Source organism: Aquabacterium soli (genome assembly GCF_003933735.1).
Taxonomy (GTDB): domain Bacteria; phylum Pseudomonadota; class Gammaproteobacteria; order Burkholderiales; family Burkholderiaceae_C; genus Aquabacterium; species Aquabacterium soli.
On record NZ_RSED01000005.1, the window covers coordinates 241,610 to 262,515 of the forward strand.

A 20,906-nucleotide genomic window follows, 5' to 3' on the forward strand; every position below is an offset into this window, starting at 1 on the left:
GGGGCGCCCAGCAGATTTCTCCCGGTGGAGGGCTCTGGTCTTCAGCAGGTCAGTCCGCCGCGCGCGGAAGCCTTGAGCCTCCCCGTGTTTTGGTGTCGGGTATGCACCTGGTTTAACGGGTTCTCACCAATGAAGCGACGCGACAGGCTTCGCGAGAGTGGCGGGAACATCAAAACAACGCACCTCACGCCATGAACACCACCATTTCCCGGCGCCCCGCCCGCTGGCTGGCTGGCGCCCTGCTGGGCCTGTCGCTCACGGGCGCGGCCGTGGCCGAAACCTATTACAAGTGGACGTCGGTCGAGTTGCCGGCCTCCACCGGCGCCTCTTGCGGCAACGGCACGCCCTACCGCTTCTTCATCAACCGCACGCCCTTCACCAGCAAGACCGTGGTGATGTTCGAGGGCGGCGGCGCCTGCTGGGCCAAGGGGGCCTGCCAGGGCGAGGGCGGCCTGCTGGGCGCTTCCAACCCCAATGGCGTGCCGGCCAACTACCTGAGCTCATTGACCATGGCCGCCTACGGCCTGGTCACGCCCTTCACCTCGCGCGTGAACCCGTTCAACAGCATCCAGACGCAATCGTGGAACATCATCTACGTGCCTTACTGCACCGGTGACGTGCACTCGGGCAACAAGATCGCGCTGTACCCGGACAAGGATCCCTCCAAGGCTTCGCTGACCTACTTCCACAAGGGCGCCGTCAACGGCGAGGCCCTGGCCAAGTGGATGGCGGCCAACATGGCCAAGCCCGATCACCTGCTGGTGACGGGTTTCTCGGCCGGCGGCGCGGGCGCCACCAGCAACTACAGCACGCTGCGCGAGATCGTCAAACCCAAGATGCAGACCATGCTGGCCGACTCGGGTCCGCAGATGCAGGCCGACCGCAAGGCCGCTGTGCCGGCTGCCTCGCTCAAGCTGCACGACAAGATCCGTGAGGCCTGGGGCCTGGACGGCCCTGAGGGCCTGGTGACCAAGCTGGTGGCCAAGTTCCCCGGCATTGGCAGCCCCGACAACCTGGGCTCGCTGACCACCGCCTTGGCACAGGTCTACAAGGACGATCGCCTGGGCTTCGCCGTGTTCCAGGCCGACCGCATCTACTCGGCCTTCTCGTACACGGATTTCTACCCCGAGATCGCCAACGCGGCCACCGATGCCGAGAAGGACAAGCTGCTGCTGGCCAAGTGGCAGCCCGAGGTGAAGGCCTGGACAGAGGCCATGAAGCCGTACCCCAACATGGGCTTCTACATCCCCTATGAGCGCAACCTGCTCGATTCGCACTGCCTGACCGTCGTGGGCTTCGGCGGCACCGCCATCAAGGAAGCCAGGCACAAGTCGGTCGAGGTCTTCCTGGACAACCTGCTCAGCCGCAGCGGTACCGTGATCAAGGCCTACGAGACGGCCCCGACCACACAGGCTTCCGGCGGGCTGGGTGCCCTGTGGGATTCGATCGTGAAGGCCCTGGGCGGCTGATCCGCGTCATGCATGCCGCGTTCAGCGCGGCGCGACCTGCCAGTCAGAGCAGAGAGAGGGCCCTTCGGGGCCCTTTTGTTTTTTGGCACGGGCGTTGCTTGTATACCAGTGTGTACATCACTGGTCGCACCCCCCTGGTGCAAGGAGCAAGCATGTCAATGGATCACTGGAATCGTCGGTCGTGGATCAAGAACGTGGGCGCTGCGGGGGCCATGGCCTCCCTGGGCGGCCTGCCGCTGCTGGCCCGGGCGCAGAAGCCGCTCACCATCGGCATGATCTATGTCGGCCCCAAGGACGATTTCGGCTACAACCAGTCGCACTACGAAGCGGCGTCCGAGATCCGCAAGTTGCCCGGCGTCAAGATCGTCTCTGAAGAGAACGTGCCGGAGACCCAGGCCGTGCAGAAGACCATGCAGGGCATGATCTCGCAGGACGGCGCCACCCTGCTGTTCCCCACCTCGTTCGGCTACTTCAACCCGCACATCCTGGATGTGGCCAAGAAGAACGCCGACGTGCGCTTCTCGCACTGCGGCGGCATGTGGGATGCGGCCAAGCACCCCAAGAATGTGGGCAGCTTCTTCGGCTACATCGACGAGTGCCAGTACCTCAACGGCGTGATCGCCGGCCACATGACCAAGTCGAAGAAGATCGGCTTTGTGGCGGCCAAGCCCATCCCGCAGGTGCTGCGCAACATCAATGCCTTCACGCTGGGCGCCAAGTCGGTGCACCCCGAGATCACCTGCTCGGTGATCTTCACCGGTGACTGGTCCATGCCCGTCAAGGAGGCCGAGGCCACCAACAGCCTGGCCGACCAGGGCGTGGACGTGTTCACCATGCACGTCGATGGCCCCAAGGTGGTGGTGGAGACAGCGGCCAAGCGCGGCAAGTTCGTCTGCGGCTACCACGCCAGCCAGGCCAAGCTCGCCCCCAATGCCTACCTCACCGGCGCCGAGTGGAACTGGATCACCCCCTACAAGCAGATCGTCGAGGCCGCGCGCACCGGCAAGCCGCACCCCAACTTCCTGCGTGGCGGCCTCAAGGAAGGCTTCGTGAAGACCTCGGCCTACGGCCCGATGGTGCCCGAAGGCGCGCGCAAGGCCGCCGATGCCATCAAGGCCAAGATGCTCAAGGACGAGTTCGAGATCTTCACCGGTGAGCTCAAGGACAACACCGGCAAGGTGGTGATTCCCAAGGGCACCACCGTCAAGCAGGTCGATCCGGTGCTGGAAGGCATGAACTACCTGGTCGAAGGCGTGATCGGCAAGGTGTGAGCAAGGTCTGATCCTTGCAAGCACCTTCCAGCAGCCTCCCGCAGCCAGATCGAAAGGCCGGACCGCCATGAGCACCGCATCGACCTCTCCGAACGCCGGACCGACGGCCTGGGGCTCTGCCCTGGAGTCCATCGGCCTGCCGCTGCTGGCCCTGGCCGGCGCGGTGCTGCTGTTCGGCTTCTTCGTGTGGCTGGGCGGCACCTCGCCGGTCGAGACCTGGGTGTTGCTGTTCAAAGGCGCGTTCGGCGACGTTTTCTCGTGGCAGAACACCCTGCAGCGCGCCGCACCGCTGATGCTGACAGCGCTGTGCGTGGCCGTGCCGCAGCGCGCGGGGCTGATGGTGATCGGCGGCGAGGGTGCGCTGGTGCTGGGCGGGCTGGGCTGTGCGGCCTTGCCCTACCTGTTCACGCCGCCGGCCGGCCTGGCAGGCACGGTGATGGTGCTGGCCGCAGGCGCGCTGAGCGGCGCGGCCTGGATCGCGCTGGTGGGCGTGCTGCGGCAGTACCGTGGCGTCAACGAGACCATCAGCTCGCTGCTGATGGGCTACCTGGCCATCGGCTTGTTCAAGCATTTCGTGGAAGGGCCCATGCGGGATCCGGCCAGCCTGAACAAGCCCTCAACCCTGCCCCTGCCCGAGAGCAACCTGCTGGGCATGATGCCCGGCTACGAGGTGCACTGGGGCCTGGTGTGGGGTGTGCTGGCCTGCGTGCTGGCGGGCGTGTGGCTGTACGGCACCACGCACGGATTCTCGACCCGCGTGGTGGGCGGCAATGCCCGCGCCGCGCGGCTGGTGGGCCTGCCCGTGCCGGCCCTGGTGATCACGGCCTGCGCCGTGGGCGGCGGCAGCGCGGGCCTGGCCGGCGCCATCGAGGTGGCCGCAGTGCACACCACGGCCAACGCCTCGCTGATGGCGGGCCTGGGCTACACGGGCATCCTGGTGTCCTTCGTGGCGCGGCACAACCCCTTCGCGGTGATCCCGGTGGCGATCCTGTTCGGTGGCTTCGGCGCGGCGGGCAGCCTGTTGCAGCGCCGGCTCGATCTGCCCGATGCCTCGGTGCTGGTGCTGCAGGGCTTTGCCTTCGTGCTGATCCTGGCCAGCGAGGCCCTGCGTGGCCGGCTGGGTGAGTTGTGGCGAGGGCGCTCGGCGCCGGCCCCGAGCCCGCCCCCCGCGGCTTCGCCGGCCTCTCCATCTTCTACTTCCAACAGTCCGGCCGCCACGCCCGTGGTCGCCCAGCAGGAGGCTGCGTGATGAGCGTCGACATGTGGGGTGATGTGACGATAGCCGTGCTGGGCGGTGCGATCCGCGTGGGCACGCCTTTCCTGTTCGTGAGCCTGGGCGAGTGCCTGACCGAAAAGTCCGGGCGCATCAACCTGGGGCTCGAAGGTGTTCTGGTGCTGTCGGCCATGGCCGGTTTCGGCGGCAGCTACCTCACGGGCAATGCGTGGCTGGGCGTGCTGCTGGCGGGCGTCGTCGGCGCCATGCTGGCCATGCTGCACGGGCTGCTGTGCTCGCTGCCGCGCGTGAACGACATCGCCACCGGCATCGCGCTGATGCTGCTGGGCTCGGGCCTGGCCTTCTACCTGGGCAAGCCGCTGATCCAGCCGCAGGCCGCGCAGATCCCGTCGATCGACCTGGGCATGTGGAGCGATTCGCCGCAGGTGCAGGCGGCACTGCGCATCAACGCGCTGTTCCCGATCGGCGTGCTGCTGGCCGTGCTGATGGCCTGGGCCTTCGCCAACACGCGCTGGGGCCTGATCGTGCGCATGGCCGGCGACAGCAGCGATGCGGCGCGGGCCCTGGGCTACTCGGTCAACACGGTGCGGGTGCTGGCCACCACGGTGGGCGGCTTCATTGCCGGCATGGGCGGCGCCTCGCTGTCGCTTTACTACCCGGGCAGTTGGAACGAGGGCCTGTCCAGCGGGCAGGGCCTGATCGCGGTGGCGCTGGTGATCTTCGCCCGGTGGCGGCCGGTGGCCTGCCTGGGCGCGGCGCTGCTGTTCGGCGGTGCTGGTGCGTTGGGCCCGGCCCTGCAGTCGGTTGGCATCAGCGCCGGCTACCACCTCTTCAATGCCATGCCCTATGCCTTGACGCTGTTGATCCTGGTGTGGACATGCAGCCCCAAGCGCTCGCTGCAGGGTGCCCCGATGGAACTGAACGTGTCGCGCTGAGCGGGCTTGCAGCAGCCCCAGCGACATCTGACGAGAAGGAGCACGCCATGAGCGGCTTGAGTGGATTGAACAAGACCCCGAACGGTGTGGTCGTGGGCATGGTGCAGCTGCAACTGCCCGTGGTGGACACGCCAGCCCAGCTGGCCGCGCAGAAGGAACGCATCGTGTCCATGGTGGGCAAGGCCCGCCGCAGCTACCCGGGCATGGACCTGGTGGTGTTTCCCGAGTATTCGCTGCACGGGCTGTCGATGAGCACGGCCGACGAGCTGATGGTGAGCCTGGACGGCCCCGAGGTGGCCGCCTTCCGTGAGGCCTGCATCGAGCACCGCATCTGGGGCTGCTTCTCCATCATGGAGAAGAACCCGCAGGGCAAGCCCTACAACACGGGTCTGGTCATCGACGACCAGGGCGTGATCAAGCTGTACTACCGCAAGTTCCACCCCTGGGTGCCGGTCGAGCCCTGGGAGCCCGGCAACATGGGCATCCCCGTGATCGAAGGCCCGAAGGGCCTCAAGCTCGGCCTGATCATCTGCCACGACGGCATGTTCCCCGAGATGGCGCGCGAGTGCGCCTACAAGGGGGCCGAGCTGATGATCCGCACGGCCGGCTACACCGCGCCCATCCGCCACGCCTGGCAGATCACCAACCAGGCCAACGCTTTCCAGAACCTGATGGCCACGGCCAGCGTGTGCCTGTGCGGCAGCGACGGCACCTTCGATTCGATGGGCGAGGCCATGGTGTGCAGCTTCGACGGCACCGTGGTGGCGCAGGGTGGGGGCCGACCTGACGAGATCGTCTGCGCCGAGATCCGCCCCGACCTGATCCGCGAGGCGCGCGTGCACTGGGGCGTCGAGAACAACATCTACCAGCTCTACCACCGCGGCTACGTGGCCGTGAAGGGCGGTGCGCAGGACTGCCCCTACACCTTCATGCAGGACATGGTCGATGGCAGCTTCGAGCTGCCTTGGGAGGCCCAGGTCGAGCACACCGACGGCCAGTCCTGCGGCTTCGAGGCGCCCACGCGCGCCTACCAGGGCAACGAGACCAACCTGCTCGACACGCCTGCGCAGGCGTCCCTCTTCAATGGCTCCAACGGCATCAAGGAAGCAGCATGAGCACCTTCATCGAATCCCAGCCCTATGCCTGGCCGTACAACGGCGATCTGCAGCCTTCGAACACGGCGCTGATCATCATCGACATGCAGACCGATTTCTGCGGCGTGGGTGGCTATGTCGACAAGATGGGCTATGACCTGTCGCTCACGCGTGCGCCCATCGAGCCGATCAAGGCCTTGCTGGCTGCGGCGCGCAAGGTGGGCATGCTGGTGATCCACACGCGAGAAGGCCACCGCCCCGACCTGAGCGACCTGCCGGCCAACAAGCGCTGGCGCTCGCGCCAGATCGGCACGGATGGCGTGGGCATCGGCGACATGGGCCCGTGTGGCCGCATCCTGGTGCGTGGCGAGCCCGGCTGGGACATCATCCCCGAGCTCTATCCCATCGAGGGCGAACCCATCATCGACAAGCCGGGCAAGGGCTCGTTCTGCGCCACCGACCTGGAGCTGATCCTCAACACCCAGGGCATCCGCAACCTGATCCTCACCGGCATCACCACCGACGTGTGCGTGCACACCACCATGCGCGAGGCCAATGACCGCGGCTTCGAGTGCGTGATGCTGACCGACTGCACCGGCGCCACCGACCCGGCCAACCACGCCCAGGCCTTCTCGATGATCAAGATGCAGGGCGGTGTGTTCGGTGCCGTCTCCGATTCCAGGGCCGTGATCAAGGCGCTCGAAGGCCTCTGATCGCGTCCTCCTTTCCTTCCTTCCTTCCTTCTTCCAGTCAACCAGCGTTCACCACCACCCCATGACCGACTCCAGCAAGACCCGAACAGACCGCCGCCAGTTCCTGCAGGCCAGCGCCGCCGCCATTGCCCTGGGCAGCGGCCTGCCCGCCGCCCACGCCAATGGCGAGAAGATCCTGATCGGCTATTGGCCCATCGCTTCGGGCCTGCCGCTGTACACCGCGCTGGAGCGCGGCTTCTTCAAGGAGGCCGGCCTGAACGTGGAGGGCGTCAAGTTCGCCAGTGCCCAGCAGGTGGCCGAGGCCATGATCGCCGGGCGTGTGCACGGTTCTGCCAACGGCACGGCCTCGGCTGCGCTGGGGCTGGCCGAGATCACCTCGCCGGGCCTGTTCAAGATCATCTGCTCCAACCCCTCGAACCACAAGCTGGTGCTGGACCAGTTCGTCGTGCCCAAGGACAGCCCCATCAAGTCGATCGCCGAGCTCAAGGGCAAGCGCGTGGCCTCGGGCCCCGGCATCCAGAACGTGACGCTGGCCAAGATCATCCTCGAGAAGAACGGCATCACCGACCCCAAGGTGATCGAGCTGCCCATCGGCCAGCATGTGCCCGCGCTGGCGGCCGACCAGCTCGATGCCGTCTACACGCTGGAGCCCACCGGCACGGCCGGGCGCCTCAAGGGCCTGACCCGGGTGCTGGAGAACGGCGTGATCAGCAAGTACGTGCTGGGCGCGGCCGATGCACCCTGGTTCGGCGGCACGGCCAGCGTGACCACCAGCTTCCTGAAAGAGCGCCCGGACGACGCCAAGAAGTACATCGCCGCCTATGCCCGCGCGGTGGATTTCGTGCGCAAGAACCCGGCCGAGGTGCGCAAGCACATCGACGGTTTCACCGCCATCGACGCATCGCTGGTGCAGGAGGTGCCGCTGTCGGGCTTCACGCTGTACAACGAGTTCACCGCCTCGGACATCGGCTACTTCCAGAAGTTCTTCGACGTGTTCACCGAGCGCAAGATCTTCTCGCGCGCGGTGCCGGTCAAGCCGTTGATCTACGTGGCCTGATTTCGGGAGCACACCACCATGTCGCCCTTCAACAGAATCGTGGACCGCATTTTCGATGCGCGCCTGCTGCCGCTGGTCGGGCCGCTGCTGCTGTTCGCCCTGTGGGAGCTGGTGATCGCAGCGCAGTGGATCAAGCCCGTGCTGCTGCCGCCGCCGGGCGAGACCTTGGCCCACCTGTGGGACAGCATCGTGTCGGGCTCGATCAAGGTTGACTTCCTGGCAACGCTCTACCGCACCCTGGTGGCCTTCGGCATTGCCGTGGCCATCGGTGTGCCCCTGGGCGTGATGCTGGGCAGCTCGGTGTCGGCCTACCGCAGTGTCGAGTTCCTGATCGACTTCTTCCGTTCTACGCCCTCATCGGCGCTGATCCCGCTGTTCCTGCTGATCTTCGGCATCACCGATGCCAACAAGATCGCCATCGCGGCGTTTGCCGCGGTGCTGCTGGTGCTGTTCAACAGCGCCTATGGGGTGATGAACGCCAAGAAGACACGTGTGATGGCGGCGCAGATCATGGGTGTGAGCAAGTGGCACGTGTTCAAGGACGTGATGCTGATGGAGAGCCTGGCGCAGACTTTCGTGGGCTTGCGCACGGGGGTGTCGATGTCGCTGGTGATCGTGATCGTGGCCGAGATGTTCATCGGTTCCGAGACGGGGCTGGGACATCGGATCATCGATGCGCAGCAGGTGTTCAACGTGAAGGACATGTACACGTCCATCTTGATCACGGGCGCTCTTGGCTATCTGCTCAACCTGGCTTTCTTGTTGATTGAGCAGAAGGTCGTTCACTGGAGTGGCAAGGCATGAACAGCCTGAGGTTGCCGCCGCTTGAGTGGGACGCTTGGCGTGGGTGGTCGGCTCCGCTCATGTCCCCCGTCCAGGCTTCGCCTGGCCTCCTCCTTTACTTCGCTGCGCCAACCACCCACGCCAAGCGTCTCGCTGGCGCTCTGGCAAAGCCTTCGCTTCGCGAAGGCCAGGAGTTGAGTGGCGGCGTTGGCCGCCACTCAACTCCATTCTCCAGCCGCCGCGGTGAGAGAAGCTGGCAGTGGGGTGCACGGCGGAGCGAAGTAAAGGGGGAGGTCGGGCGCAGCCCGGCCGGAGGACATGAGCGCAGTCGTGTACCCCACTGCCAGCTTCGTCTCCTCCGCAAAGGCCCCCCAAAAACAGCAACCTTCAACCAGCACCATTGCCCCTCAAAGAGGACCACCCCATGAGCGCCGTCGCCCTAGCCATCGAACCCGTGGTGCCTCCTCAACAGGCCACTGCCACCGCACGCCCTCATGTCACGGTGCGGGGCCTGTGCAAATCCTTCGCAGGCAAGCCGCTGTACACCGATTTCAACCTCGACCTGCCACGCAGCAAGATCGTCTCGATCTTCGGCCCCAACGGCTGCGGCAAGTCCACCCTGATGAACATGATCGCGGGCCTGATCCCGCTGGACAAAGGCGAGATCCTCTTCGACGGCAAGACGCTCAAGGAGACCAAGATCGGCTACGTGTTCCAGAACTACCGCGATGCGCTGTTCCCCTGGATCACGGCGCGCGACAACATCGCCTACCCGCTGCGCCGCCAGGGCATGAAAGAGCCCCAGGTGCAGGCCCGTGTGGACGAGCTGATCAAGCTGTTCGAGATCCGTTTCGATCTGGCGCGCTACCCGTATGAACTCTCAGGCGGGCAGATGCAGACCGTCTGCATCATGCGGGCCCTGGCGCCCAGCCCCGAGGTGATGTTCCTGGACGAGCCCTTCTCGGCGCTGGATTTCGAGATGACCCTGTTCATCCGCGAGAAGCTGCAGGAAGCGCATGTGGCCACCGGCGTGACCATGGTCATCGTCTCGCACGATCTGGAAGACGCGGTGTTTCTGGCCGACGAGATCCTGCTGCTCACGCGCCGTCCCACCAGCATCGCCGAGATCGTGCCCTTCACGTTGCCGCGTCCGCGTTTGCCGGAGACCACGGCCGATCCCGAGTTCGTGCGCGTGAAGGCGCACACGCTCGAAGTGTTCCGCCGCGAGATGCAGGCCTGATCACGCCTGAAGAACAGGAGCCCCCATGACGGTCCCACTCGATCCCGTTCCGCCCAAGACAGGCGCCCTGGCCCTGTCCACCTACCAGCTCACCAAGCGCTTCGGCAGCTTCACGGCGCTGGACGCCGTGTCCATCGATGTGCGCCCTGGCACGGTGCACGCGCTGCTGGGCGAGAACGGCGCGGGCAAGAGCACGCTGGTCAAGGCCGTGGTCGGCTACCACCAGGCCGAAGAGGGCGCGGTGATGATCGACGGCCGCGAGCACGCCATCACCTCTCCCGTGGTGGCGCGCAACCTGGGCATCGGCATGGTCTACCAGCACTTCACCGTGGTGCCGGGCATGACGGTGGCCGAGAACCTGCTGCTGGCGCGTGGCACCCTGCCGGCCATCGTGCCCTGGCACCAGGTGCGCGAAGAACTGTCCCGGTTCATGGCGACCACGCCCTTCAAGCTCGACCTGGATGCCCGCCCCATGGACCTGTCGGCTGGCGAGAAGCAGAAGCTGGAGATTCTCAAGCAGCTGTATCTGAAGCCCCGCCTGCTGATCCTGGACGAGCCCACTTCGGTGCTGACCCCGCAGGAGGCCGACGAGGTGCTGGGCCTGCTGCGCGACCGCGCGCACGCCGGTGATGTGTCCATCATCATGATCACGCACAAGTTCCGCGAGGTGATGGACGTGGCCGACGACGTGAGCGTGCTGCGCCGCGGCGCATTGATGACCAGCGTGCGCGTGGCCGATACCAGCCCGGCCCAGCTGGCGGCAGCGATGGTGGGCGAAGCCAGCGCGGCCAAGGCAGGCGCCGTGCCGCAGGCGGAACCGTCCGTGCTGGCCGAGGTGCTGGACGACAGCGGTGCCGCGCAGGCCGATGCCACGCCCGCGCACGAGGCACCCACGGGCCCGGCCGTGCTGCGCGTGAGCAAGCTGTGTGTGGGCGGCGACCGGGGCGAGCGCGCCGTGCACGACCTGAGCCTGGACGTGCACCGCGGCGAGATCCTTGGCATCGCCGGCGTGTCGGGCAATGGCCAGCGTGAGCTGATGGAATCGCTCGTGGGCCAGCGCGAGCGCGAGGCCGGCGAGGTGCACATCGGCAGTGAGCGCTACCTGGCCAAGCGCGCGCAGAACCAGCGCCTGAACGTGCGCAGCCTGCCCGAGGAGCCGCTGCGCAACGCCTGCGTGGGCGAGCTCAGCGTGGCGCTCAACATGGGCCTGCGCCGCTTCGACCAGGCGCCCGTGTCGCGCCTGGGCTGGATGCGCCCGGGCGTGCTGCGCGATCAGGCCCGCCGCCTGATCGCCGAGTACCGCGTCAAGACGCAGGGCGAGAACGCGCCGATCAAATCGCTGTCGGGCGGCAATGTGCAGCGCGCCGTGCTGGCCCGTGAGTTCGAAGGCCAGGTCGATGTGCTGCTGGTATCCAACCCCGTGTTCGGGCTGGATTTCGCCGCCGTGGCCGAGATCCACGCGCGCATCCGCAAGGTGCGCGATGCCGGCGGCGCCGTGCTGCTGGTCAGCGAGGATCTGGACGAGCTGCTCAAGCTGGCCGACCGCATCGTCGTCATGAGCGAGGGCCGCCTGGTGCACGAATGCAAGGCGCAAGGCGCCGACCGCCGCGTGCTGGGCGCCTACATGGCCGGCGGCCACCACCATGATGAAGAGCCCGCCGAAGGCGGCCCACCCGACCACCCGCTGCGCCAGCCCCCGGCCGCCACCACACCGCCCGCCATGCCGGGCAGCGCCAACATCGAGGTAGCCGCATGAACGCCGAACTCGCGGCCACCCAGGCACTGCTCAAGCCGCGCACCGTGGCCGCCCAGCCTTTCGACTACCCCTTCGCCATCGGCAGGACGGCGCTGGTCATCATCGACATGCAACGTGATTTCGTCGAGCCCGGCGGCTTTGGCGAAACGCTGGGCAACGACGTGTCGCTGCTGCAGGCCATCGTGCCCACCGTGCGCCGCGTGCTGGAGGCCTGGCGGGCCGTGGGCGGCTTCGTGGTGCACACGCGCGAATCACACGCACCCGACCTGTCCGATTGCCCGCCATCCAAGCGCCTGCGTGGCGCGCCATCCCTGCGCATCGGCGACGAAGGCCCGATGGGCCGCATCCTGATCGCGGGCGAGCCGGGCAACGCCATCATCGACGAGCTGGCACCCATCGCGGGCGAGCTGGTCATCGACAAGCCCGGCAAGGGCGCCTTCTATGCCACGGGCCTGACAGACGAGCTCACGGCACGCGGCATCACCCACCTGGTTGTGATGGGCGTGACCACCGAGGTATGCGTACAGACCACGATGCGCGAGGCCAATGACCGTGGCTACGACTGCCTGCTGATCGAGGACGGCACCGAGAGCTACTTCCCAGCCTTCAAGGAGGCCACGCTGGCCATGATCCGCGCCCAGGGCGCCATCGTGGGCTGGACGGCGCCGGGCGCCGACCTGATCGCCGCGCTGGCCGATTGAGGCTTCGCTTCAACGCACCACAACATCCACACGCTGATGACGATGACTTCCAAAGCCGACTCCAATTTCACCATCGCCGGATTGCTCGCCGCCTACCGCGAAGGCCGCACCACACCGGCCGAGGTGCTCGCGCCCTTCATCGCTGCGGCCGGCCAGGCCGGGGCCATTGCGCCGGCCGATCCCGTCTTCATCAGCCGCGCGTCCGAAGCGCAACTGCGCGAGCAACTGGCCCGCCTGCAAGGCCAGTCGCCCGACACCCTGCCGCTGTTCGGCATCCCCTTCGCTGTCAAGGACAACATCGACGTGGCCGGCCTGCCGACCACGGCCGCGTGCCCAGCTTTCTCCTTCAACCCCGAGCGCTCGGCCACCGTGGTGCAGCGACTGCTGGATGCCGGCGCCATCGTCGTCGGCAAGACCAACCTGGACCAGTTCGCCACAGGCCTGGTCGGCGCGCGCTCACCCTATGGCGCCCCCTCCAGCGCCTTCAGCGCCGAGCACGTCAGCGGCGGCTCCAGCTCCGGCTCTGCCGTGGCCGTGGCCCGTGGCGAGGTCTGCTTCTCGCTGGGCACCGACACGGCCGGCTCGGGCCGCGTGCCCGCCGGTTTCAACAACCTGGTTGGCCTCAAGCCCACGCCGGGCCTGGCGCCCACCACCGGCGTGCTGCCGGCGTGCCTCACGCTCGATTGCGTCTCCATCTTCGCGCTCACCGCGCCCGATGCGGCCCGCGTGCTGGCGGTGATGGAGGGGGCCGAGGCTGGCACCCCAGTGTTCAATCCCGTGACCCTGCAGCCGCCGCGCTGGCCCAGCCAGAAGGCGCTGCGCGTGGGCGTGCCCACGGCCCCCGAGTTCTTCGGCGACGAGGCCTACGCCTACGCCTTCGAACAGGCCAAGGCCTTGTGGTCCAGCCTGAAGGATGCCGAGGGCCGCCCCTGGCCCGTCGAGTTCGTGCCGGTGGACATGACGCCCTTCCTGGCCATCGCCCGCCTGCTGTACGAGGGCCCCTGGGTGGCCGAGCGCTACGCTGCCATCCGCGGCTTCATCGAAAAGCAGGCCGACGAGATGAACCCCGTCGTGCGCGGCATCGTCGAGCAGGCCCGCCAGCACGATGCGGCCCACGCCTTCGATGCGCTCTACCGCATGAAGACACTGGCCGCGCAGACCGCGCCCGTGTGGCAGGGCATCGACCTGCTGCTGGTGCCCACCGCGCCCACGCACCCCACGCACGCTGCCGTGGCCGCAGACCCGGTGGGACGCAACGCGCAACTGGGCTCCTACACGAACTTCGTCAACCTGCTGGGCCTCGCCGCCCTGGCCTTGCCGGCAGGCCTGCTGCCTTCGGGCATGCCCTTCGGCATCACGCTGATCGCCCCTGGCGGACGCGATGCCGCGCTGGCCGATGTGGGCACGTGCTGGCAGCGCCTGCTGCCTTCGCTGCCCCTGGGCCACCATCTGGCCGCCGCCACCGAGGCCGATCTGGCCTGGCCCGCGAAGGCCACGCCCGCCGCCGAGCCCGAGCTGCTGCTGGCCGTGGTCGGCGCGCACCTGCAGGGCATGCCGCTGCACACGCAGCTCACCGAGCGCCGGGCCCGATTGGTGCAGGCCACCACCACCGCGCCGCACTACACCTTGCATGCATTGCCCGGCACCGTGCCGCCCAAGCCGGGCCTGGCCCGCGTGGCCCCCGATGCCGATCCCGGCCATGCCATCGCGCTCGAGGTCTACGCGCTGCCCATCTCCACCGTGGGCTCCTTCCTGGCGCTGATCCCGCCGCCGCTGGGGCTTGGCTCGGTCGAGCTGGCCGATGGCAGCTGGGTCAAGGGCTTCATCTGCGAGCCCGCCGGCCTGCAGGGTGCCGACGACATCAGCCATTTCGGCGGCTGGCGCGCCTACATGGCCGACCGCCTCAAGAACAGCACCGCGCAGAAGGCCGCCTGACATGGACACGAAGGACATCAACCATTCCGAGGTCGTCACCGAGATCACGGGCATCTTCTTGGACTACGAGTCTGCCCTGATGGCCAACGACGTCGATGCGCTCAACGACTTCTTCTGGGACAGCGCCGCCACCACGCGCTACGGCATCGCCGACAAGCAGTTGGGCCATGCCGCTTTGGTGGCCTACCGCCAGGGCGTGCCCGCCCCCAACTTCACGCGCACGCTGCACGATGTGCGCATCACCGCTTTCGGTGCCGACATGGCGGTGGCCATGTGCGAGTTCACGCGCAGCGACACCAGCCTGCGCGGCTTCCAGACGCAGACCTGGGTGCGTTTTGGCACACAGTGGAAAATCGTCTCCGCCCATGTGAGCATGATCCCCATGCCCTCATGATCCCGCCACGACCGACACCGCACTGATGTCCGCATGAAGATCATCGCTCCCACGGCCCCGTTCTCAGGCCTGTCCTCCGGTGCACCTTCGCTGGCCGATCGCGCCTATGGGCAGATCAAGCAGATGATCTTCGACTTCGTGTTGCTGCCAGGCGACCGCTTCAGCGAGAGCGACCTGGTCGATCGCCTGCAGGTCAGCCGCACGCCTCTGCGCCAGGCCCTGCAGCGCCTGCAGCGCGAGGGCTTCCTGCTGGTGTTCCCCAAGAGCGGCTGGCAGGTCGCGCCGCTCGATTTCGAGGTGTTCGACCAGCTCTACGACCTGCGCGTTCTGCTGGAAACCCACGCCATCGCCAAGTTGTGCGAGGCCGAGGAGCGCCCCGTGCTCAAGGGCCTGGCCGATCTCTGGCTGGTGGCCGAGGCCGAGCGCCACCCGGTGCAGGCCATGGTCGACCGCATGGACGAGGATTTCCACAGCGCCCTGGTGCGCGCCACCGGCAACGAAGAGATGGCCCGGGTGCACGACGACATCACCGAACGCATCCGCATCATCCGCCGGCTGGATTTCACCAAGCCTGCACGCGTGCAGGTGACCTACGACGAGCATGCGCGCATCATCCGCGCCATCAGCCGCCGCCGCACCGACGAAGCCCAGCGCCTGCTGCGGGCCCACATCGAGCAGAGCAAGCTCGAGGTGCGCCACATCACGCTGGACATGCTCTACCGCGCCAGGCGCGAAGCCTGAGGCCGCGCCGTTGCCGGCGCTGAAATCCGGCGCGCATACCACCAGCGCCACACGGCGTGGTCGATGCTCAGCTTGCCCGGCCCGCTCAGCAGCAGCGGCAACAGCATCGCCATGAAGATCAGCGGCAGCTTGAAGTTGCCGTGCCCATCGTCGGTGATGGCATAGCCCTGGCGAAGGTCGGCCAGCGTCTGCCAGTCCATGGGCCAGTGCACCGCAGCGGTGGCCACGACCGTGAGCACCAGCAGCGACAGGGCGAAGAAACGGGTGCCCAGGCCGAGCATCAGCGCCACGCCACCGGCCAGTTCGAAGCCGGTGGCCAGTTGCCAGCTCATCTCGGGCGGGATCAGGTTGAAAGGCAGGGGGAACCGCCCCTGGATCTCGGTGAACCAGTTCTGCCCGTGCAGCTTCTCCAGCCCGGCCTCCAGGAATTCCCAGCCCAGCAGCAGGCGTAGGCCCAGTGGGCCCAGCCATCGGCCGGCCTCGTCCAGGGTGGCCAGCAGGCGCGCCGTCCATCGGTCAAGCCACATGACGGGTCTCCAGCAACACGTCTTGTTGGCGCCAGGCCTGCAGCTGCGCCAAACCCTGGTTGATCAGGGCCTCAACCCCGGTGTGCCCCAGTTCGCTGGCCACGGCTTCGCTGGCCTGCCGGGCGCTCAGACTGCCAGAGCTGGCGTGCTGCAGCAGCCGCGACGACATGGCATTGAGCTGCGCAAAGCACACGGTTTCCGCGCGGTCGCGGTAGACCAGCATGAAGGTGGCTTGCGGCTTGCGGGGCCGGTACGAAGGGCCGATGCGGTGAACAGGCCATTGGTAGTGCAGGTTCATCAGTGCCGGGTTGGGATGGGTCAGCTCGTCATGCCATGAGTGATCGCTCGCGTGGTCGTCAGGCGAGGTCCAGACCAGGCCGTCCTCGAAGGGGGCGGTTTCCACGGCCAGTTCGGCCCACTCATGATGGGCCAGTTCGCGCAGCCACGGCTGCAGCGGCACCTGCGTGGCAGGCGTGGACAGCAGCCACCGCACGAACTCTCCTGGTACTTCACGGAACAACGGTGTTTCGCAGCGCCCTTCCCGGCAGAACTGCTGCACCAGCCGTGTCCAGCGTGCGCCCAACACAGATCGCGTCACCGGAAAACAGGGGCGCAGCAAGCCATCCAGGTTGTTGAACACCAGCTCGCTGTAGATGCCCACGCGCCGTGCCGAAGCACCCGCTGGCCGGGCGGCGCGGTGCGGGTCCCGCACATGCCGGCCCAGGGCCTGCTGGAAGGCCTGCAGCGGCGATGTATGCGGGGTATCGGTCATGCGGCCTTCCGCTGCGCGGTCGGTGCATTCTCAACTTGCTGCTGCAGTTGGCGAATGCGCATCAGCTCGGGCATCAGTTCGGCCAGCGGCGGGATGTGGAAATCGCGCTCCAGGCAGGTGGGTACCGGCCCGCAGCGTTCGTAGGCAGCCTGCAATAAGGACCACACCGGGTCGATCACCTCGGCGCCGTGCGTGTCCACCAGCAGGCCATCGGGCTTCACATGGTGGCCAGCCACATGCATGTAGGCCACGCGGTCCAGCGGCAGCGCGTCCAGGTAGGCCAGAGCATCGAAGCCATGGTTCACGCTGTTGACGTGCACGTTGTTGACATCCAGGTGCAGCAGGCAATCGGCCTCCCGCACCACGGCCGCGACAAAGGCGGCCTCGTCCATCTCGGCGCCGGGCGGCACCAGGTAGGTGGAGGTGTTTTCAATGCCGATGCGCCGGCCCAGCACATCCTGCGCCTGGCGGATGCGCTTGGCCGCATGGTGCACGGCTTCTTCGGTCAGGGGCAGGGGCAGCAGGTCGTACAGGTGCCCGGCCTCGTCACCGCACCACGACAGGTGCTCGGTGTACAGCGCGATGCCATGCGTGTCCATGAACCCGCGGATGTCTTTCAGCAGGCCCACATCCAGCGGACGTGGCCCACCCAGCGAGAGCGACAGGCCGTGGCATGCAAAGGCATGTCGTTCGGTCAGTTGCCGCAGCCGCCGGGCATACAGGCCTCCCAGTCCCATCCAGTTCTCGGGCGCCAGCTCGAAGAAGCCGATGCCCTCGGGCACCTGCGCCTCCAGCGCGGGCAGCAGCTCGCGCCGCAAGCCCAGGCCGGCGCCGTGCAACAAGGATGTGCTCATGGAAGGCCTTTCATCGACGTGATGCGCGAAGGCTCACTTGCTGGCAGCGGGGTCAGGCTTGAGGCCCATCTTGGCCTTGGGTGTGGAGGCCGCGCCGCACTTGCCTTCACCACACTTGCCATCAGCGCGCTTCTTGCCGGCGTGCGGCTTGGAGGCGCCGCAGGAGCCCTCCTTGCCCTTGGCGGCGCCACAGGAGCCGTCCGCCTTCTTGGCCGCACCGCAGGCTCCATCGGCCTTCTTGTCCATGTCGGCGGCGGCCACTTGATAGCCCTTGTCCAGGGTCTGTGCGGAATAGCCCGTCTGCCCGGCCTGTGCCGACAGCGCCAGCGTGGCGGTGGCCAGGAAGGCGGAACCCAGGCTCAGGGAGGTTTTGGTCTTGTTCATGGGGTTTCTCCGATCTCAGTGAATGATATTGAACGGGTTGATGTTGAAGCCGCGAGGCCTCAGAAGGACCATACGCACGCGACTGTCCAATAGACGCACCAATCCCGCATTCATTACAGCCCCCCGTATACTTTTCTGAAACCCCCGCCTGCCCATGCCTCCCAACGCCGCTGCCGCCGATCTGTTCGATGCCGATTACGTGCAGCGCCTGCGCCGCGACATGATGCGCTTTGCCCACCTGCAGCTGCGCGACGAGCACCAGGCCGAAGATGCCGTGCAGGAAGCCCTGGCCGCCGCGCTGGCCGGCTGTGAGCGCTTTGCCTCCAGGGCCTCGCTCAAGACCTGGGTGCTGGGCATCCTCAAGAACAAGATCCTGGACATCTTCCGCCAGCGCGCACGCCGCCGCGAGCAGGGCCTCGACGACGGTGCCGAGGCGAACCAGATCGACATCCAGGGCCATTTCGATGAGACGGGCCACTGGGCCGAAGAAACGCGGCCCGCCGATTGGGGCAGCCCGGAGCAGGCCTTGGCATCCCGGCAGTTCTGGGTGGTGTTCGAGGCCTGCCTCACGCGGCTGCCCGAGGTGCCGGCCCGTGCATTCATGATGCGCGAGCTGATGGGGCTGGAAACGCTGGACGTCTGCCGCGAGCTGGGCATCAACGCCAACCACTGCGGGGTGCTGATGCACCGCGCGCGCCTGGGGCTGCGTGCCTGCCTGGCCGAGCGCTGGTTCAACGGGGAAGGGGCCTCGGCATGAAGTGCATCGACGCCACGCGCCTGGCCTCCGAATCGCAGGACCGCGATCTGAGCCTGCCTGAAAGGGCTTCGCTGCAGATGCACCTGATGATCTGCACCGGCTGCCGCCGCTTCAACGCGCAGCTCGGTGTGCTGCGCCAGGCCTTGCGCCGTGTCGATGCCCTGTCCGATGAAGGGCTGGACACCGAGCGCCCTCCCAGGGATGCTGGCGACGCGCCCTGAGCGCTTCTCAGTGCAAGCGCCGCGTCAGAACCTCGGCAGATCCGCCAAGGCCTGCTCCAGCCCGGCGCCACGCCGCACGCCACGCAACTCGCCGCAGCGCGCCAGCATCGGCACCGCCTTGCCCGGGTTGAGCAGACCCTGCGGATCGAAGGCCGCCTTGAAGGCCAGCATCTGGGCACGCTCGTCGTCGCTGAACTGCATGCACATCGCATCGAGCTTCTCGATGCCCACACCGTGCTCGCCGGTGATGGTGCCGCCCAGGTCTACCGCCGTGCGCAGGATGTCGTTGCCGAAGGCCTCGGCGCGCTGCAGTTGCCCCGCCTGGTTGGCATCGAACAGGATCAGCGGGTGCAGGTTGCCGTCGCCCGCGTGGAACACGTTCACGCAGCGCAGGCCGTGCGAGGCCTGCATCTGCTCGATCGATTCCAGCATCGTGGCCAGCGCCTTGCGCGGGATCGAGGCGTCCATGCACAGGTAGTCGGCGCTGATGCGGCCTGTGGCGGGGAAGGCGTTCTTGCGCCCGCTCCAGAAGCGCAGGCGCTGGGCCTCGTCCTGGCTCAGGTCGCAGCGCGTGGCGCCGGCCTGGATCAGCACCTCGCGCAGTCGCCCGATCTCTTCTTCCACTTCTTCGGGCGTGCCGTCGCTTTCCACCAGCAGGATGGCGGCGGCCTCGAGGTCGTAGCCGGCCTTGACGAAATCCTCCACCGCCAGCGTCATGGGGCGGTCCATCATCTCCAGCCCGGCCGGGATCAGACCCGCGGCGATGATGGCGGCCACCGCATCACCCGCATGGCGCACATCGTTGAAGCTGGCCAGCAGGCAGCGCGCCACCTGGGGCCGCGGCAGCAGCCGCACCGTGACTTCGGTGACCACGCCCAGCAGGCCTTCGCTGCCGATGAAGGCGGCCAGCAGGTCCAGGCCGGGGGTGTCCAGCGCCTCGCTGCCCAGGGCCATGGGCTCGCCCTCGACCGTGAAGCCGCGCACGCGCAGCACGTTGTGCACCGTCAGCCCGTATTTCAGGCAATGCACGCCGCCGGCGTTTTCGGCCACGTTGCCGCCGATGGTGCAGGCGATCTGGCTGCTGGGGTCGGGGGCGTAGTACAGGCCGTGGGGGCTGGCCGCTTCGCTGATGGCCAGGTTGCGCACGCCGCACTGCACGATGGCCGTGCGCGCCAGCGCGTCGATGTGCACGACCTTGTCGAGCCGGGCCAGCGACAGCGTCACGCCATCGGCATGGGGCAGGGCGCCGCCCGACAGCCCCGTGCCCGCACCGCGTGCCACCACAGGCACGCCCAGTGCGTGGCAAGCCTTGAGCACCAGGCCGACCTGTTCATGGGTTTCGGGCAAGGCCACCACCAGGGGGCGCTGCCGGTAGGCGCTCAGGCCATCGCATTCGTAGGGGGTGACGGCCTCGTCGTGCCAGAGCAGGCTGCGCTCGGACAGCACCTGCCGCAGGGCCGCCAGCACGTCCTTTTGCCGTTGAACTCGAACCACGTTGATGTCCATGCCGACACTGTAGCGGCATGGGGATGCCGCCGTGGCGTGCGGGTCACAGCAGCGTGATGTCCTCGATGCGGCGCATCAGGGCGATGTCCGCGGCGTCGATGACCTGGGTGCAGCCCTGCTCGGGAAAGCGGTAGTGGCGGCCAGTGGCCGACGAGCGCACGCTGAGCGAGTGCGGCCCGTCGTAGCGGGCCAGGGCCTGGCGCAGCACCGGTGTGCCGGGCGTGCGCACGGCCGCCAGGCGGACGCCGGTGGGCGATGCCTTGTCAGCCGCGGGGGCCGAGGGCGAACGCGGCGTGGAATCGTTGGCGCTGTGCAGGCCTGCGAGGGGGCGCGACATCCAGCTCGTGGCTGCGGGCCGGGGCGTCACGAGGCCGCTGGGGGGCGGCGGTGGCGACCAGCGCACCGCCCTGGACAGGCCGGGCGGCTCGTGCAGCGGATCCGTGAAGGGGATGGGCCGGCAGCGGGAAGATGAGCGAGTGATCATGGCGCAACCTCGTAGGACAAGCACAACGGTTGCGCAGTGTGGACAACTGCACGGGGTTTGCCCATCCCCTTCGAGGGG

General features: G+C 67.4%; 22 protein-coding genes. 16 read left to right on the plus strand and 6 right to left on the minus strand.

Annotation, left to right across the window (positions count from 1 at the left end; translation table 11 throughout):
- The first annotated feature begins 191 nt into the window (after window positions 1-191).
- From EIP75_RS08245 to EIP75_RS08310, 14 genes are all read left to right on the plus strand, one after another.
- A complete protein-coding gene (locus tag EIP75_RS08245) occupies window positions 192-1,469 on the plus strand; it encodes a pectin acetylesterase-family hydrolase (RefSeq protein WP_125242768.1) in 1,278 nt (425 codons plus the stop codon).
- Window positions 1,470-1,621: 152 nt separating this feature from the next.
- A complete protein-coding gene (locus EIP75_RS08250; protein WP_199758531.1) occupies window positions 1,622-2,740 on the plus strand; it encodes a BMP family ABC transporter substrate-binding protein in 1,119 nt (372 codons plus the stop codon).
- Window positions 2,741-2,807: 67 nt separating this feature from the next.
- A complete protein-coding gene (locus EIP75_RS08255; RefSeq protein WP_125242769.1) occupies window positions 2,808-3,989 on the plus strand; it encodes an ABC transporter permease in 1,182 nt (393 codons plus the stop codon).
- Window positions 3,989-4,909 carry an ABC transporter permease gene (locus tag EIP75_RS08260; RefSeq protein ID WP_125242770.1) on the plus strand — a complete coding sequence of 307 codons (921 nt, stop codon included), beginning with the start codon at window positions 3,989-3,991 and terminating at the stop codon, window positions 4,907-4,909. Before EIP75_RS08255 ends, EIP75_RS08260 begins: the two co-directional genes overlap by 1 nt.
- 47 nt (window positions 4,910-4,956) lie before the next feature.
- Window positions 4,957-6,024 carry a formamidase gene (locus EIP75_RS08265; protein WP_125242771.1) on the plus strand — a complete coding sequence of 356 codons (1,068 nt, stop codon included), beginning with the start codon at window positions 4,957-4,959 and terminating at the stop codon, window positions 6,022-6,024.
- On the plus strand, window positions 6,021-6,716 hold the full coding sequence (gene biuH / locus EIP75_RS08270) for a biuret amidohydrolase (RefSeq protein ID WP_125242772.1): 696 nt from the start codon (window positions 6,021-6,023) through the stop codon (window positions 6,714-6,716). Before EIP75_RS08265 ends, biuH begins: the two co-directional genes overlap by 4 nt.
- 61 nt (window positions 6,717-6,777) lie before the next feature.
- Window positions 6,778-7,773: an ABC transporter substrate-binding protein gene (locus EIP75_RS08275; RefSeq protein WP_125242773.1), complete on the plus strand. Its 996-nt coding sequence runs from the start codon at window positions 6,778-6,780 to the stop codon at window positions 7,771-7,773.
- An 18-nt stretch (window positions 7,774-7,791) separates the two neighbouring features.
- Window positions 7,792-8,577, plus strand: a complete 786-nt coding sequence (locus tag EIP75_RS08280; RefSeq protein WP_199758532.1) for an ABC transporter permease — start codon at window positions 7,792-7,794, stop codon at window positions 8,575-8,577.
- A 403-nt stretch (window positions 8,578-8,980) separates the two neighbouring features.
- The gene (locus tag EIP75_RS08285) at window positions 8,981-9,796 is read left to right on the plus strand and encodes an ABC transporter ATP-binding protein (RefSeq protein WP_125242774.1); all 816 of its coding nucleotides are present in this window, start codon (window positions 8,981-8,983) and stop codon (window positions 9,794-9,796) included.
- Between the two features lie 25 nt (window positions 9,797-9,821).
- On the plus strand, window positions 9,822-11,552 hold the full coding sequence (locus EIP75_RS08290; RefSeq protein ID WP_125242775.1) for an ABC transporter ATP-binding protein: 1,731 nt from the start codon (window positions 9,822-9,824) through the stop codon (window positions 11,550-11,552).
- A complete protein-coding gene (locus tag EIP75_RS08295; protein WP_125242776.1) occupies window positions 11,549-12,253 on the plus strand; it encodes a cysteine hydrolase family protein in 705 nt (234 codons plus the stop codon). The genes EIP75_RS08290 and EIP75_RS08295 overlap by 4 nt, the downstream gene beginning before the upstream one ends.
- 42 nt (window positions 12,254-12,295) lie before the next feature.
- Window positions 12,296-14,188 carry an allophanate hydrolase gene (gene atzF, locus EIP75_RS08300; protein ID WP_233584748.1) on the plus strand — a complete coding sequence of 631 codons (1,893 nt, stop codon included), beginning with the start codon at window positions 12,296-12,298 and terminating at the stop codon, window positions 14,186-14,188.
- Between the two features lies 1 nt (window position 14,189).
- The gene (locus EIP75_RS08305) at window positions 14,190-14,582 is read left to right on the plus strand and encodes an AtzH-like domain-containing protein (protein WP_158622779.1); all 393 of its coding nucleotides are present in this window, start codon (window positions 14,190-14,192) and stop codon (window positions 14,580-14,582) included.
- Window positions 14,583-14,615: 33 nt separating this feature from the next.
- The gene (locus EIP75_RS08310; protein WP_125242779.1) at window positions 14,616-15,323 is read left to right on the plus strand and encodes a GntR family transcriptional regulator; all 708 of its coding nucleotides are present in this window, start codon (window positions 14,616-14,618) and stop codon (window positions 15,321-15,323) included.
- Here EIP75_RS08310 and EIP75_RS08315 read toward each other — a convergent pair.
- From EIP75_RS08315 to EIP75_RS08330, 4 genes are read right to left on the minus strand one after another with little or no spacing between them, the layout of a single operon-like run.
- Window positions 15,299-15,850, minus strand: a complete 552-nt coding sequence (locus EIP75_RS08315) for an HvfX family Cu-binding RiPP maturation protein (protein ID WP_125242780.1) — start codon at window positions 15,848-15,850, stop codon at window positions 15,299-15,301. The genes EIP75_RS08310 and EIP75_RS08315 overlap by 25 nt on opposite strands.
- The gene (locus EIP75_RS08320) at window positions 15,840-16,622 is read right to left on the minus strand and encodes an HvfC family RiPP maturation protein (RefSeq protein WP_125242781.1); all 783 of its coding nucleotides are present in this window, start codon (window positions 16,620-16,622) and stop codon (window positions 15,840-15,842) included. The genes EIP75_RS08315 and EIP75_RS08320 overlap by 11 nt, the downstream gene beginning before the upstream one ends.
- The gene (locus tag EIP75_RS08325) at window positions 16,619-17,476 is read right to left on the minus strand and encodes an HvfB family MNIO-type RiPP peptide maturase (protein WP_125242782.1); all 858 of its coding nucleotides are present in this window, start codon (window positions 17,474-17,476) and stop codon (window positions 16,619-16,621) included. Before EIP75_RS08325 ends, EIP75_RS08320 begins: the two co-directional genes overlap by 4 nt.
- A gap of 33 nt (window positions 17,477-17,509) precedes the next feature.
- A complete protein-coding gene (locus EIP75_RS08330; RefSeq protein ID WP_199758533.1) occupies window positions 17,510-17,860 on the minus strand; it encodes an HvfA family oxazolone/thioamide-modified RiPP metallophore in 351 nt (116 codons plus the stop codon).
- Between the two features lie 154 nt (window positions 17,861-18,014).
- On the opposite strand from EIP75_RS08330, the gene EIP75_RS08335 reads away from it, so the two are divergent.
- Window positions 18,015-18,617 (plus strand): sigma-70 family RNA polymerase sigma factor, encoded by a 603-nt coding sequence (locus EIP75_RS08335; protein WP_125242783.1) that lies wholly within the window; start codon window positions 18,015-18,017, stop codon window positions 18,615-18,617.
- Entirely contained in the window at window positions 18,614-18,838 is a 225-nt protein-coding gene (locus EIP75_RS08340; RefSeq protein WP_125242784.1) for a zf-HC2 domain-containing protein, read from the plus strand. The genes EIP75_RS08335 and EIP75_RS08340 overlap by 4 nt, the downstream gene beginning before the upstream one ends.
- A gap of 24 nt (window positions 18,839-18,862) precedes the next feature.
- Here EIP75_RS08340 and EIP75_RS08345 read toward each other — a convergent pair whose 3' ends face one another.
- The gene (locus EIP75_RS08345) at window positions 18,863-20,344 is read right to left on the minus strand and encodes an FAD-linked oxidase C-terminal domain-containing protein (protein WP_125242785.1); all 1,482 of its coding nucleotides are present in this window, start codon (window positions 20,342-20,344) and stop codon (window positions 18,863-18,865) included.
- 43 nt (window positions 20,345-20,387) lie between these two features.
- Window positions 20,388-20,828 carry a hypothetical protein gene (locus EIP75_RS08350; RefSeq protein WP_125242786.1) on the minus strand — a complete coding sequence of 147 codons (441 nt, stop codon included), beginning with the start codon at window positions 20,826-20,828 and terminating at the stop codon, window positions 20,388-20,390.
- Window positions 20,829-20,906 lie beyond the last annotated feature (78 nt).